Annotated in this window: 14 protein-coding genes and 2 pseudogenes; 10 read left to right on the top strand and 6 right to left on the bottom strand. The window is 66.5% G+C overall.

Features of this window, described 5'->3' with window-relative positions; all coding sequences use genetic code 11:
* Window positions 1–54: 54 nt before the first annotated feature.
* Both DL544_RS10850 and DL544_RS10840 read left to right on the top strand, forming a co-directional pair.
* A complete protein-coding gene (locus DL544_RS10850) occupies window positions 55–324 on the top strand; it encodes a hypothetical protein (RefSeq protein WP_065196287.1) in 270 nt (89 codons plus the stop codon).
* Window positions 325–587: 263 nt separating this feature from the next.
* Window positions 588–887: a hypothetical protein gene (locus DL544_RS10840; protein WP_061478250.1), complete on the top strand. Its 300-nt coding sequence runs from the start codon at window positions 588–590 to the stop codon at window positions 885–887.
* 43 nt (window positions 888–930) lie between these two features.
* Here the strand turns inward: DL544_RS10840 and DL544_RS10835 are convergent, their stop codons facing one another.
* Together DL544_RS10835 and DL544_RS10830 are read right to left on the bottom strand one after the other, a co-directional pair.
* Window positions 931–1242, bottom strand: coding sequence for a hypothetical protein (locus DL544_RS10835; protein WP_061478249.1), 312 nt, complete (start codon window positions 1240–1242; stop codon window positions 931–933).
* Window positions 1243–1479: 237 nt separating this feature from the next.
* Entirely contained in the window at window positions 1480–2433 is a 954-nt protein-coding gene (locus tag DL544_RS10830; protein ID WP_005416558.1) for an alpha/beta fold hydrolase, read from the bottom strand.
* Window positions 2434–2914: 481 nt separating this feature from the next.
* On the opposite strand from DL544_RS10830, the gene DL544_RS10825 reads away from it, so the two are divergent.
* Entirely contained in the window at window positions 2915–3835 is a 921-nt protein-coding gene (locus tag DL544_RS10825; protein ID WP_065186739.1) for an MBL fold metallo-hydrolase, read from the top strand.
* A 112-nt stretch (window positions 3836–3947) separates the two neighbouring features.
* On the opposite strand, the gene DL544_RS22445 is transcribed toward DL544_RS10825, so the two are convergent.
* From DL544_RS22445 to DL544_RS10810, 4 genes and pseudogenes are all read right to left on the bottom strand, one after another.
* Window positions 3948–4427, bottom strand: a complete 480-nt coding sequence (locus DL544_RS22445; protein ID WP_479692419.1) for a sigma-70 family RNA polymerase sigma factor family protein — start codon at window positions 4425–4427, stop codon at window positions 3948–3950.
* Window positions 4428–4678: 251 nt separating this feature from the next.
* Window positions 4679–4765 (bottom strand): annotated as a pseudogene (locus DL544_RS22440) (sigma factor); the annotation flags it as partial.
* A gap of 138 nt (window positions 4766–4903) precedes the next feature.
* A complete protein-coding gene (locus DL544_RS10815) occupies window positions 4904–5308 on the bottom strand; it encodes a cupin domain-containing protein (protein WP_125436986.1) in 405 nt (134 codons plus the stop codon).
* 55 nt (window positions 5309–5363) lie between these two features.
* On the bottom strand, window positions 5364–5843 hold the full coding sequence (locus DL544_RS10810) for a carboxymuconolactone decarboxylase family protein (RefSeq protein WP_139727109.1): 480 nt from the start codon (window positions 5841–5843) through the stop codon (window positions 5364–5366).
* Window positions 5844–5932: 89 nt separating this feature from the next.
* Between DL544_RS10810 and DL544_RS10805 the strand changes: the two genes are divergently transcribed.
* The 7 genes and pseudogenes from DL544_RS10805 to paoC all read left to right on the top strand — a co-directional run bounded on the left by DL544_RS10805 (window position 5933) and on the right by paoC (window position 12833).
* Window positions 5933–6241, top strand: coding sequence for a sigma factor-like helix-turn-helix DNA-binding protein (locus DL544_RS10805; protein ID WP_065186736.1), 309 nt, complete (start codon window positions 5933–5935; stop codon window positions 6239–6241).
* Window positions 6238–7269, top strand: coding sequence for a LysR family transcriptional regulator (locus tag DL544_RS10800; RefSeq protein WP_139727108.1), 1032 nt, complete (start codon window positions 6238–6240; stop codon window positions 7267–7269). Before DL544_RS10805 ends, DL544_RS10800 begins: the two co-directional genes overlap by 4 nt.
* Window positions 7270–7395: 126 nt before the next feature.
* Window positions 7396–8163 (top strand): SDR family oxidoreductase, encoded by a 768-nt coding sequence (locus DL544_RS10795; protein WP_139727107.1) that lies wholly within the window; start codon window positions 7396–7398, stop codon window positions 8161–8163.
* Window positions 8164–8210: 47 nt separating this feature from the next.
* Window positions 8211–8726 carry an Ohr family peroxiredoxin gene (locus DL544_RS10790; RefSeq protein WP_065186733.1) on the top strand — a complete coding sequence of 172 codons (516 nt, stop codon included), beginning with the start codon at window positions 8211–8213 and terminating at the stop codon, window positions 8724–8726.
* A gap of 309 nt (window positions 8727–9035) precedes the next feature.
* A pseudogene (gene paoA, locus DL544_RS10785) lies at window positions 9036–9682 on the top strand (aldehyde dehydrogenase iron-sulfur subunit PaoA).
* Window positions 9679–10629, top strand: coding sequence for an FAD binding domain-containing protein (locus tag DL544_RS10780; RefSeq protein WP_139727106.1), 951 nt, complete (start codon window positions 9679–9681; stop codon window positions 10627–10629). Before paoA ends, DL544_RS10780 begins: the two are co-directional and overlap by 4 nt.
* Entirely contained in the window at window positions 10629–12833 is a 2205-nt protein-coding gene (paoC, locus tag DL544_RS10775) for an aldehyde oxidoreductase molybdenum-binding subunit PaoC (RefSeq protein WP_139727105.1), read from the top strand. Before DL544_RS10780 ends, paoC begins: the two co-directional genes overlap by 1 nt.
* Window positions 12834–12838: the final 5 nt, after the last annotated feature.

The following is a 12838-nucleotide window of genomic DNA, read 5'->3' as shown; positions in this document are numbered from 1 at the left end:
AACAGGAGGAGCCGCGCGCCGCGCGGCTGCTTCCGCAGCAGACAGGGAGCGCGCATGTCCTCGCAAAGCCAGGCGATCAGCCTGATGACCAAGATCATGTACCAGTGCCGCCCGGAGAGAACGACGACGATGGCGCAATGCCGTTGCTGCGATGCGCCCAGTCCTGGCGGGATGGAGTGCGCACGGTGCCTGACCGGAAGGCTTGGCGAAACGATTCACAATCGTGGCGCAGCGTTCGGCTGGCTGGAGTCGTTCCGCAGGGTCCAGCAGGACGAAGCACACGTATTCGAATGCGCAAAGCGCGTCGATGCGGCATCTTCCTAGGCGTCGCATCCAGACCTGACATCGCGCAGGCGTATGCTCGGGTCATCCAGGAGCAACGCCATGACTTTTCCGATCTGCATCTACGATAGAACGGGCACGGGGCTCCGGCTGCCCACGGGGTGGTGGATCGACCTTCAGTCCGATCTGCCCGCGCTGGTGAACGGCGCCGCACGTATCGACCTTCCGCGCTCTTCGAAAGACGAGCATCCACGCTTGGATCCAGAGGTCCTGAGGGACCTTTTCCGGCGCATCGGGGGTTCGCAGTGGCTAGGTTGAATCCGGTGCGTTCCCTGGGAGTGCGCTGGCTGTTCTTCCGTCTTCGCAACGGCCAATCCATCAGTCCCGCCAGGTTGATGTCCGTCTGGTCCGAGGCTGCCGAATCCAATGAGTGCGCCGTGCGCCGCGAGATCATCGACGGCGCAGGCTACGTCTATGCCCTGTACGCGCCCAACAGCCTGCTTTCCCCCCGGCGTGTGGAGCTGCGCATGAGAGCGCTGCTGGAGGAGGCGGGCTACGCCTTCACGATGGGTAGCCTGGCAGGGCGTCACCCCGGCGACGGTTGAGGCGCGGCGCTGGGGCGCCGGCCGGACAGTCCATGTGTCGCTCTCATTCGGGGCCATCAGGCTCCAGAGGTTCGTCAGGTGCGGGATCGAAGAGCGCCAGCATCCGTTCCCGCCGGCACTGTTCGAGCCAGTGGTGCCATATCTCCACCTCGTCCATCAGCCCCGTGGCACCGCACGCGGGGCACGTGAGCGTCGTGCCCAATGGACTCGTCTTGAGGCCCTCGTCCTGAGTCATTGATGAGCGCAAGCCGCAGCTCTTGCAGGTCGATCGCAACTGATCGAGGCGAACGATGGCGCCATTGCGCGCAAGAAGGGGCTGGATCGCGTGGATCCGGAAGGCATTGGGAGGATGCATGGCCGTGTCGTCTGGGGCTGGACACGGGAGCAAAGGATTCTGCGCCGGAGAAGAGCCGTGAGAGCGCAGTGTGCTTTGTTGGAGGTTAACCCTTCATCAAGGTGCACACCGCGCGCCATGACTGGCCTGAAATCCCACGGCCGCAATCGTGCACTGACGTGGCAGCCGGCGCTCGTCCGGTGCCGGCCCTGCCTCTGGGCAGGAAGGGCTCCGCCGTCACGACGGAGCCCCGTACACTCACTTTTCCTGCAGGAACGCCAGCAGATCCTGGTTGACCTTGTCCTTGTGGGTGTCGGTCAGGCCGTGCGGCGCACCCGGGTAGACAATCAGCTTTGCGCCCTTGATGAGCTTCGCCGATTGGCGGCCTGAGATATCGATCGGCACGATCTGGTCGTCGTCACCGTGGATGACCAGGGTGGGCACATCGAATTTCTTCAGGTCTGCGCGGAAATCGGTGGCCGAGAACGCAGCGATCGAGTCGTAGGTGTTCTTGTGGCCGCCCTGCATGCCCTGTGCCCACCACGCATCGATCAGCCCCTGCGACACCTTCGCGCCCGGGCGGTTGAAGCCATAGAACGGGCCCGACGGAATGTCCTTGTACAGCTGCGCGCGGTTATCCATCTGTGCCTTGCGGATGCCATCGAACACTTCGATCGGCAGGCCGTTCGGGTTGTCGGCGGTCTTCAGCATGAACGGCGGCACCGAGCTGATCAGCACGGCCTTCTTCACCCGCCCGGTGCCATGCCGGCCGATGTAGCGCGCCACTTCGCCGCCACCGGTGGAGAAGCCCACCAGGGTCACATCGTGCAGGTCCAGCGTATTGATCACCGTGGCCAGGTCATCGGCGTAGTGATCCATGTCGTTGCCATCCCACGGCTGGCTGGAACGGCCGTGGCCGCGACGGTCATGGGCAATGACGCGGTAGCCGTGGTTGGCCAGGAAGATCATCTGCGATTCCCAGCTGTCCGAGTTCAACGGCCAGCCGTGGCTGAAGGTCACGACCGGGCCGTTCTTCGGGCCCCAGTCCTTGTAGTACAGCTGCACGCCATCGGCGGTGGTGATGTAGCTGGCGGTGCGCGCGATGCTGGTGACTGCCGCCGGCGTGGCCGGTTCGGCGGCCTGCGCGGACAGGCCGGCCTGGACCGAGAGGGCGAGGGTGGCAACGGCCAGGGTACGGGCGAAGGTGTTCATGCGGGAACTCTCATGGGTGGGTGGTGAGACGTACTTTGCGCCAGCAATCAGGCATCTTGGATATGACAAGTCCGAATTTCTTGATAGATCGTCCTGCTTGCGCGGACCCACAGTGGGGTCGACTGGATGATCATCCGAAGCTGCCCGACCTGGACCTGCGCACTACCGAACGAGCCAGAGGCGCTTGCGATGGTGACATTGCAGCCGGTTCTGCATTGCTTCCCGGAACGCAACATGACGTACCCCTTCACGGAGCTACCGCACCTGCGGCGTGCTGCCTAGGCTGATCCCACACGGCACCTGCCGTGTTCCGGGCCCATTGCCCGCGCAGTGGCCCGTCTTCCCATGAACTCCGCAGCGCTGGCCTGCCAGGCAACCGTGCCCTGGCAATGTCACGGCCTGCGCCATGGGCAAGCGCCCGGATTCGTTCGCGCCAGCCTTGCATTGCTGCCCGCCAAATGGCTCTTCGTGGAGATCCCTCATGTTCAGTATGGAAAACACCGCCGCGCCCATTGCTCCCGCCCTCGATGAACTGGTGCCCTCGCGCTACGCCCTGAAAGTGGGCGACGTCGAGGTGCTGGTGATCAGCGATGGCGTCCTGCCGTTGCCCACCCAGATGCTCGGCCACAACGTGCCGGCCGCCGACCGTGCCGAATGGTTCGAAGAGATGTACCTGCCGCAGGATGCCTTCGACTGGGCATTGAACGTGATGGTGGTGCACAGCGGTGATCGCACCATCCTCATCGATGCCGGCCTGGGCATGGACCCGGACCTGCAGCTGCCGCGCGCCGGCCAGCTGATCCGCCGCCTCGGTGCCGCCGGCATCAACCTGGGCGAAATCACCGACGTGGTGATTACCCACATGCACATGGACCACGTCGGCGGCCTGCTGGTTGAAGGCGTAAAGGAACGGCTGCGCCCGGACCTGAAAATCCACGTCGCAGCCGCGGAAGTGGAGTTCTGGAAGTCGCCGGACTTCAGCCGTACCAACATGCCGCAGGGCTTCCCCGATGCACTGCGCGCCACGGCCAAGCACTTCTGGGCCGAGTACAGCAGCTATGTGCACACCTTCCAGGACGAACAGCAGATCGCGCCGGGCGTGACGGCCCGCCGTACCGGTGGGCATACCCCGGGCCACTGCGTGGTGCGCGTAGCGTCCGCGGGGCAGGCCCTGACCTTTGCCGGTGACGCGGTGTTCGCGGTCGGCTTCGACCAGCCGAACTGGCACAACGGCTTCGAGCACGACCCGGAGGAATCCGCACGCGTTCGCATTGCTCTGCTGAAGGAACTGGCCGGCACCGGTGAAATGCTGGTGGCCACGCATCTTCCGTTCCCGTCAGTGGGCCGGGTGTCGCTGGAGGGCGAGACTTTCCGCTGGGTGCCGGTGTTCTGGGACTTCTGATCGGATCCTGCGGATACAGCGCAAGCAGAAGTTTTCGACAGGGCGCATCGGCGCCCCGCTCGAATCCCGCAAGGGCGGCCGGCAACGGACGCCATCCCTGGCTGGCGTGGAACTACTGGATGGCGATAGGGCGAGCCAACCGCTGCAGCTTGCGCGGGTTGCGCTGCACCAGAACCTGCGTGATCCGCTCGCCATCGGTCTCGAAGGCCATCGCCGCCTCCAGCTCGCCATCGAAATAGCGCAGCAGTCCCAGCCGTCCGTTGAGCATGGCCGGTACCATCCGCAACTGCGCGCTGCGCCGCAGGTGCGGGGCATACAGCAGCTGGGCAATGCGTGCGCCCCCGACCATCGGCCCTGGGAAGCTGGTGACGATACCGCCGCCGTCACCCACCAGCTCGGCCGATTCGGCCATCAACGCCTTCATCGTGCGGAAATCGCCACTGGATGCAGCCTCGGCGAAGCGGCGCAGCAGTTTCTGGTGCACGTCCTGCGGGACGTTGTAGCGCGGGCGCTCCTGCCTGAGCTGCTGGCGCGCGCGATGCACGATCTGCCGGCAGGCGGCCTCTGTCTTGTCCAGGGTGCGCGCAACCACCGCGTAATCCTGATCGAACACATCGTGCAGCAGGAAAGCCGCACGCGCATCCGGGCCAACCGTTCCAGCACACTGAGGAAGGCGACCGACAGATCGCTGGCGGTTTCCAGCACGTACTCGGGCGTGGCGGTGTCATCGGTCAGCAGCGGCTCGGGCAACCACATGCCCACATAGTGTTCGCGCGCATGCCGGGCCAGGCGCAGGCCATCAATGGCGCGACGGGTGGTGGTCGCCACCAGCCAGGCTTCCGGATTCTCGATCTGTGACTGGTCGGTGCCATGCCAGCGCAGCCAGACATCCTGCACCACGTCTTCGGCTTCGTGCGAAGACCCAAGCATGCGGTAGGCCACGCCGAACAGGCGTGGGCGGAGACGTGAGAACAGCGCAGTGGATTCGTCCATGCCAGCGTAGACGGGACAGGTCCCCGGATTGTGACACCCGGGAACCTGTCGCTGGTGCCAGCGCCGGACGTGCGATCAGTGCGGCGGCAGCACCGCCGGCTTGCCGATGTCCTTGATCAGGAACACCACGAACTTCGCCGGCTCGGTGGCGCTGGCGTTGCGGCCTACGGTGTGCAGATCGGCCGGGCCTTCATGGAAGGCCTCGCCCGGGCCAAGGGTGACTTCCTTGCCGCCGGCCACACCCATCACGATCCGCCCTTCCAGGACATAGACGAAGCCATGGGCATCGTGGCGGTGGACAGGATCGGCGCCACCCGGCGGATACTCCACGGTAAGGATCAGCGCTTCCTTGCCGGGCTGCTCCGGCAGGGCGCGGGTCATCACCTCGCGCACCAAGGGCTGGGGCGCAGGAGAGGGCGGGGTGGCGGCAGCGCCGCACAGTGGCAGCAGCGCAAACAGGACCAGAACAGAGCGACGCATGGCAGGTCTCCAAAGCGGTAGAGGAGGGCCGCAGCATGGGGCAGCGGCCGAAGGATCAGGCCAGGCCGGCCTTGTCCAGGCCAAAGGCCGTATCCAGGGTGCCGGGCGTGGTACGGAAGGCAACGTTGGCGCGGTTCCAGGCGTTGATCGCCATCACCGCGTGGGTGAGGTCGACAATTTCCTGATCGGACAGCTGGCCGCGCACGCGTGCGTACAGCTCGTCGGGCACGCCCTGCGCCGGCAGCTGGGTCAGTACTTCGGTCCAGGCCAGGCAGGCGCGCTCGCGCGGGCTGAACAGCGTTGATTCACGCCATGCCGCCAGGTGATGCAGGCGCAGCGGACGCTCGCCGCGCAGGGTGGCTTCCTTCACGTGCATGTCCAGGCAGAAGCCACAGCCGTTGAGCTGCGATGCACGGATGTTGACCAGATCGATGATGGCCGCTTCGATCGAGGCGGTGTGGGCGGCATGCGAGTACAGGCCGAGCTTCTTGAACAGTTCGGGGGATTGCGCGGCGTAATCCAGGCGTGCGGTCATGGTGTGTTCCTGTAGCGTGTGAAGGGCACAGCGAGGCTAGGCCTGCATTCGCAATGCCGGTAGGCGGGGGCCGGGCCGCACGCTGTTGCATGAAAAGCACCAATGTCCTGTCACAGCGGCCGATGCTCGGCCGTCTGCCGGGCATGGACACCTCATCGCACCTGCGCACCGCATCGCGCCCTGCCAGCGAACAGGTCTGGCAGGCCTTCCTCACCGCATTGCGCGAACTGCCGCCCGATGCACGTGCGGTACTGTTGCTGCACGACGTGCTGGGTGCCGGATTCGAGGACATCGTGCCCCTGCTGGGGCTCGATCTTGCCGCGTGCAGGCAACGGTTGAAGCTGGCGCGGAGCCACCTGCACGCACAACGTGCCCGCCCGGAGCCAGGCCACCCATGAACGCCTCAACGCCCCGCCTGGCCAGCGACGGCCACGATGCGCTCAATGCGTCCTTCTCCACCAGCTACGCCGGCGTGCTGGCCTTCATTGCAGTGGCGTCCGAGGGCAGCTTCGCGCGCGCGGCCGACCGCCTCGGCATCGGCCGCTCGGCCGTCAGCCGCAGCGTGCAGAAGCTGGAAAGCCAGCTGGGCGTGCGGTTGTTCCTGCGCACCACGCGCTCGACCACGCTCACCCGCGAAGGCGAGCTGTTCCTGGAGGGCTGCAACCCGGGCGTGACCTGCATCCTGCAGGCGCTGGAGGAAATGCGCGACCTGCGCGAGGGCCCGCCGCGCGGGCACCTGCGCATCAGTGCCAGCCACGGCTTCGGCCGTCGGGTGATTGCGCCCTTGCTGGCAGCCTTCCGTGCCGAGTACCCGCAGGTATCCGTGGAGCTGCTGCTGGACGAGCAGGCCCCCGACCTGGCCGGTGATCGCATCGACGTGGCGTTTCGCGACGGCCTACTGGAAGACAGCCAAGTGATTGCCAAGCAGCTGGTGCCGATGCAGCTGGTCGTATGTGCATCACCGGCGTACGCGCAGGTGCACGGCCTTCCCGCGTCGGTGGACACGCTGCCCACGCATGCCTGCATCGGGCGGCGCCTGCCGGGCGGACGCATGCAGCCCTGGGAATTCCGTGTCGACGGTGCCGAAGTACACCTTCAGCCGCCTGCTGCACTGGTGTTCAACGATGCCGACCTGGCCCTGCAGGCCGTCATCGACGGGCTGGGCATCGCCCAGCTGCCCAGCTATCAGGTGCGTGAAGCGCTGTGGGCGGGCAGGGTGGTGACCTGCCTGGATCGGCATGCGCCGCTCGATCGCGGCCACTACCTGTGCTACCTCAGCCGCCGCCAGCTGCCCAAGCGCGTGCGTGCCTTCATCGACTTCAGCACGCAGCGGGTGCGCGCGCTCGAACTGGATGTGATCTCGCACTGGGAAGTACGCCAGCAGGCCACCCCTCTGAAGCCAGGCGCACAGCCTGCCTTGGCCTGAGCGTACTGGTGCGTGCCGGGCAACAGTGCGCGGCCGGTCACGGACCTACTGCCTCGCGCCCGCGCCACCTACGATGCCTGCGCCCGGCCACACCCGGCAGCCCCTCTACATACCAGGAGACACGCAATGAAGTTCCTCGTCATCGGTGGTACCGGCCGCATCGGCAGCAAGGTGGTGGAGCGCCTGCGTTTCGCCGGGCATGCGGTCGTGGTGGCAGCGCCCTCCACCGGGGTGGATGTACTGACCGGCGAGGGCTTGGATGCCGCCATGGACGGCGTCGACGTGGTGGTGGACCTGGCCAACTCGCCCTCGTTCGAAGACGCAGCAGTGCTTTCGTTCTTCGTGACCGCCGGCCACAACATACTTGCGGCCGCCACCCGTGCCGGCGTGCGCCACCATGTCGCGCTTTCTGTTGTGGGCACCGACAAGCTTGCCGCCAGTGGCTACTTCCGCGGCAAGATCGCCCAGGAGCGGCTGATCCGCGACTCGGGCCTGCCGTACACCATCATCCATTCCACGCAGTTCTTCGAGTTCCTGCCGGGCATCATCCAGTCCGCCGGCGACGGGACGGCCGTGCGGCTGCCGGCCGCCGACGTGCAGCCGATTGCCGCCGAGGATGTTGCCGAAGCGGTGGCACGCATCGCGCAGCAGGCGCCAGCCAATGGCGTGCTGGAGATCGCCGGGCCGCAGCGCAGCGCGATGGCGGATCTGGCCAGGCGCTATCTGCAACTGACGGGTGATTCCCGGCAGGTGGTGGCGGACGCCGATGCACTGTACTTCGGCGCGCCGCTGCAGACCGAGACGCTGGTGCCCGCGGGCCACGCGTGGCTGGGGCAGGTCGATTTCGAAGCCTGGCTGCAGCAGTCCGGTCTGTTGCAGCGGCAGCCTGCCTGAGCGGCGAATCGATCGCCTGCCGCAGCTGCGTTTGATGGAGCCGTGCAATGACCGAGCTGAAGCCGCCTTCGCCTGCCATGCTGGACCGCTACCAGGGCGACGACGTGAAGCCGCTGTACACCGGCCGCGTGCGGGTGAGCGGAGGCCAGGCCCAGCATGGGCGGGCGTCCGGCGTCGTGCGATCGGACGACGGTGCACTGGCGGTGGACCTGCGCCTGCCGCCGGAGCTCGGCGGGCCTGGCGGCGGCGCCAATCCCGAGCAGCTGCTGGCTGCGGGCTATGCCGGCTGCTTCCACGGCGCCATGGTGCTGGTGGCCGCGCGCGCCGGCCTGCTGCTGCACAACCCCAGCATCGAAGTGGCGGTCACCTTCGCCCGTGATCCGGCAGATGGGCTGTACCTGCTGTCGGCCGAGATCGTGGTACATCTTCCCGGCATGGATGAGAACCTGGCCTGCGAACTCGTTCGCAACACCGAACGCGTCTGCCCATACGCCAAGATGTTCCATCGTGGCGTCAGCCATGCGGTGCATGTGCGGGTCGGCCCGCAGGCTTCGCCTCTGTAGAGTCGAGCCATGCTCGACCATGGGAAGTGGCAACTCAGACAAGCCCGCCGTAGTTGGCCTGCAGGCTGGGAATGAGTCCGGGTGTCTTTGAAAGGGCTGGATGCAGTCGATTTCTTCGGACTTGCTACAACATGTTCTTCTGGCACTCAGGCTGGTTGCCTGCCTCGGTAGGGTCGTACATTTCGCCGACTTCACAGATCTGTACCCCGCAGATGGGCATAGTGGCCCTTCGGTAGTGTGAGCGCGTCCATCCAGCCACGGGGTTTCCCCGAACGCCAGGAGGTCACTGTGCCAAGTTGTGATGAAGGAATGAAGTTGACGCGTCGCCAGGTGATCGCCGGCGGCGTCACGACCGTGGCGATGTCTGCCGCACCGGGGGCGTCATCGCTCGCCGCCGAACTGGCGGCGCCCCCGCCGCCCAGGCCGCCGGTCATCAGCACGGTGGCATTGACCGTCAACGGCAAGCGGCGGGAGCTTGAACTCGACACCCGGACCACGCTGCTCGATGCCCTGCGCGAACGTCTGAAGCTGACCGGAACGAAAAAGGGCTGCGACCACGGTCAATGCGGCGCCTGTACCGTGCTGGTCAACGGTGAGCGCATCAATGCCTGCCTCAGCCTGGCGGTACAGCACCAGGGCGATGCCATCACCACCATCGAAGGCCTCGGAACCCCCGATGACCTGCATCCGATGCAGGCCGCCTTCATCAAGCATGATGGCTACCAGTGCGGGTATTGCACGCCGGGGCAGATCTGTTCGGCGGTGGCGGTACTGGACGAGATCAAGCGGGGTGTGCCCAGCCATGTGCAGGCGGATGTCAGCGCACGCCCCGGGCCACCAACATGGAAATGCGCGAACGCATGAGCGGCAACCTCTGCCGTTGCGGCGCCTATTCCAACATTGCCGAGGCGATGGCAGAGGTCGCTGGCGTGACCTCTGCAGGGAGGCGCTCATGAGGGCCTTCAGTTACGAACGCGCGAAATCCCCGGCCGAGGCCGCCAGGGCCGTCGCCGGTACCGAGGGCGCGAAGTTTCTGGCCGGAGGGACCAACCTGCTCGACCTGATGAAGCTGGAGGTCGAGACGCCAGCGCACCTGGTCGATGTGCAGGACATCGGCCTGGACAGGATCGAACCCACCGACGAAGGCGGCCTGCGCATCGGCACGCTGGTCACCAATACCGCACTGGCCTCGCATGAGCGCGTGCGCCGCGACTACGCGGTGCTGACCCGCGCGATCGTGGCAGGTGCCTCCGGGCAGTTGCGCAACAAAGCCACCACCGGCGGCAACCTGCTGCAGCGCACGCGCTGCCCGTATTTCTACGACCCCAATCTGCCCTGCAACAAGCGCCTGCCCGGATCCGGCTGCGGCGCACTCGAGGGGTTCTCCCGGCAGATGGGCGTGATCGGCACTTCGGACAGCTGCATCGCCACCTATCCGGGCGACTTGGCGGTGGCCCTGCGGGTGCTGGACGCCTCGATCCAGACCGTCAGGGGTGACGGCAGTACGCGCAGCATCCCGATTGCCGATTTCCATCGTTCCCCCGGCGACAAGCCGCAGCAGGACAACGTGCTGCAGCGCGGTGAGCTGATCACCCACGTCACGCTGCCGAAGCCCCTGGGCGGTCGGCACGTGTACCACAAGGTGCGTGACCGCGCGTCCTATGCGTTCGCACTGGTGTCGGTCGCCGCGGTCGTGCAGCGTGACGGCTCGGCGCGGTTCGCCTTCGGTGGAGTTGCGCCGAAGCCGTGGCGCGTCGAGGCAGCCGAACCGCTGCTGCGCGACGGCGTAAAGGCCGCGGCCCGGCAGGTGTTCGCCGGTGCCCGTCCGACGCGGGAGAACGCGTTCAAGATCGCGCTCGCCGAGCGCACCCTCGCGGCGGTGCTGGTGGAAGGAGAGCGCTGATGCCCCTTGAATTCAACGCCCCCGCCGGCGACAACCTGTTCGACAAGGCCAAGGTCGTCGGCAAGTCGACGCCGCGCATCGACGGTCCACGCAAGACCACCGGTACCGCCCCCTATGCCTACGAGCGCCATGACGTGGCGCCGAACCAAGCCTACGGCTACATCGTCGGTGCGGGCATCGGCAAGGGGCGCATCATTTCGATGGATGCCTCCCGCGCACGTGCCGCGCCCGGCGTACTGGCGGTCATCGCCGCACCGGAAACCAAGCCGGTCGGCAAATCGAACTGGAACAATGCACCGTTGTTCGGCGGAGCCGAGGTGGCCCACTACCACCAGGCCATCGCCTGCGTGGTGGCAGAGACCTTCGAGCAGGCCCGCGCCGCCGCGGCGCTGATCCGCACCCGCTACGAGCGCAGCAAGGGCCGCTTCGATTTCCCGGCTCTGGCACCGTCCGCGCCGCTGGCAAAGGGGCGTGACGGCAAGCCCGACCGGCAGGCGCTGGGCGATTTCGACACTGCCTACGCGAGCGCCGCGGTCAAGCTCGACGAGACTTACCACACCTCCGACGAAAGTCATTCGATGATGGAGCCGCACGCCACCATCGCCGCCTGGGAGGGTGACACGCTCACGCTGTGGACGGCGAACCAGATGATCGACTGGGCCAGGCAGGGCATGGCGGCGATCCTCGGCATCGATCCTGCCAAGGTGCGCGTGGACTCGCCCTATATCGGCGGCGGCTTCGGCGGCAAGCTGTTCATCCGTGCCGACGCGGTGCTGGCCGCGCTGGCGGCCAAGCAGGTCGGGCGGCCGGTGAAGATCGCGCTGCAACGCCCGCTGATGCCCAACAACACCACGCACCGGCACGCCACCCTCCAGCGCGTGCGGATCGGCTGCGCAAAGGATGGCCGGATCTCCGCCATCGCCCACGAGAACTGGTCGGGCAACATCAACGGCGAGGACGGCGAGAACGGTACCCTGCAGACGCCCAAGCTCTATGCAGGCGCCAACCGCCTGGTGGCCAATTACATCGCCACGCTCGACATGCCCGAAGGCAATGCGATGCGCGCACCGGGCGAAGCACCGGGCCACATGGCGCTGGAAGTGGCGATGGACGAAATGGCCGAGAAGCTGGGCCTCGACCCGATCGCGTTCCGCATCCTCAACGAACCCGAGGTGGTACCCGGCGATCCGTCCAAGAAGTTCTCCGACCGCAACCTGGTGCGCTGCCTGCGCGAAGGCGCGGAGCGCTTCAACTGGAACAAGCGCAACCCCAGGCCGGCGCAGGTCAGGGAAGGGGACTGGCTGGTCGGCATGGGCGTGTCTGCGGGCTATCGCGGCGCACCGACGATGAAGTCGGCGGCGCGGGTCCGGCTTGACGGCCAGGGCGGGGTGATTGTGGAGACCGACATGACCGACATCGGCACCGGCTCCTACACGATCATCGCGCAGACGGCAGCCGAGACCATGGGCGTGCCGCTGGAGCGGGTCCAGGTGACCCTCGGCGACTCCCGTCATCCCGCCTCCGCCGGTTCCGGCGGCCAGTGGGGCGCGGCAAGCTCCACCGCGGGCGTGTACGCGGCGTGCGTCAGCCTGCGCCGCAAGGTGGGCGAGAAACTGGGCTTCGACGGCGACACCGCAGACTTCGCCAATGGCCGCATCCAGGTGGGTGGGCGGACCATCAAGCTGGCGGAGGCGGACACACTGTCGGCGGAGGACGGCATTGCCTTCGGCGAATTCAAGCAAGGCTACGACGTCGGCACCTATGCAGGGCATTTCTGCGAGGTTGCCGTGCATGCCTACACGGGAGAGACACGCATCCGCCGCATGCTTGCCGTATGCGATGGCGGCCGGATCCTCAATCCGCTGTCTGCACGCAGCCAGGTCATCGGCGGGATGGTGATGGGTGCGGGCGCGACCCTGATGGAGGAGCTGGTGGTCGACAAACGGCTTGGTTTGTTCATCAACCACGACCTGGCCGGCTACGAGGTTCCCGTGCACGCCGACATCCCGTATCAGGAGGTGGTCTTCCTCGACACGCTGGATCCGGTGATCTCGCCGATGAAGGCCAAGGGCGTGGGTGAACTGGGCATCTGCGGGGTCGGCGCCGCGATCGCCAATGCGGTCTACAACGCAACCGGCGTGCGCGTGCGCAACTATCCCATTACCCTGGACAAGCTGCTGCCCGGCTTGCCCGACGTGGGCTGACCCTT

Origin of the sequence: Stenotrophomonas sp. pho (assembly GCF_006228405.1) — a bacterium.
Lineage (GTDB): Bacteria > Pseudomonadota > Gammaproteobacteria > Xanthomonadales > Xanthomonadaceae > Stenotrophomonas > Stenotrophomonas sepilia.
This window is presented reverse-complemented; position numbering and strand designations above follow the sequence as displayed.

Bases quoted from the DNA above. Each gene is read 5' to 3' on its own strand.
- DL544_RS10800 (WP_139727108.1), top strand. From the start codon at position 6,238: ATGAACGCCTCAACGCCCCGCCTGGCCAGCGACGGCCACGATGCGCTC.
- DL544_RS10810 (WP_139727109.1), bottom strand. From the start codon at position 5,843: ATGACCGCACGCCTGGATTACGCCGCGCAATCCCCCGAACTGTTCAAG.
- DL544_RS10825 (WP_065186739.1), top strand. From the start codon at position 2,915: ATGTTCAGTATGGAAAACACCGCCGCGCCCATTGCTCCCGCCCTCGAT.
- DL544_RS10850 (WP_065196287.1), top strand. From the start codon at position 55: ATGTCCTCGCAAAGCCAGGCGATCAGCCTGATGACCAAGATCATGTAC.
- DL544_RS10805 (WP_065186736.1), top strand. From the start codon at position 5,933: ATGAAAAGCACCAATGTCCTGTCACAGCGGCCGATGCTCGGCCGTCTG.
- DL544_RS10790 (WP_065186733.1), top strand. From the start codon at position 8,211: ATGACCGAGCTGAAGCCGCCTTCGCCTGCCATGCTGGACCGCTACCAG.
- paoC (WP_139727105.1), top strand. From the start codon at position 10,629: ATGCCCCTTGAATTCAACGCCCCCGCCGGCGACAACCTGTTCGACAAG.
- DL544_RS10815 (WP_125436986.1), bottom strand. From the start codon at position 5,308: ATGCGTCGCTCTGTTCTGGTCCTGTTTGCGCTGCTGCCACTGTGCGGC.
- DL544_RS10780 (WP_139727106.1), top strand. From the start codon at position 9,679: ATGAGGGCCTTCAGTTACGAACGCGCGAAATCCCCGGCCGAGGCCGCC.
- DL544_RS10835 (WP_061478249.1), bottom strand. From the start codon at position 1,242: ATGCATCCTCCCAATGCCTTCCGGATCCACGCGATCCAGCCCCTTCTT.
- DL544_RS10830 (WP_005416558.1), bottom strand. From the start codon at position 2,433: ATGAACACCTTCGCCCGTACCCTGGCCGTTGCCACCCTCGCCCTCTCG.
- DL544_RS10795 (WP_139727107.1), top strand. From the start codon at position 7,396: ATGAAGTTCCTCGTCATCGGTGGTACCGGCCGCATCGGCAGCAAGGTG.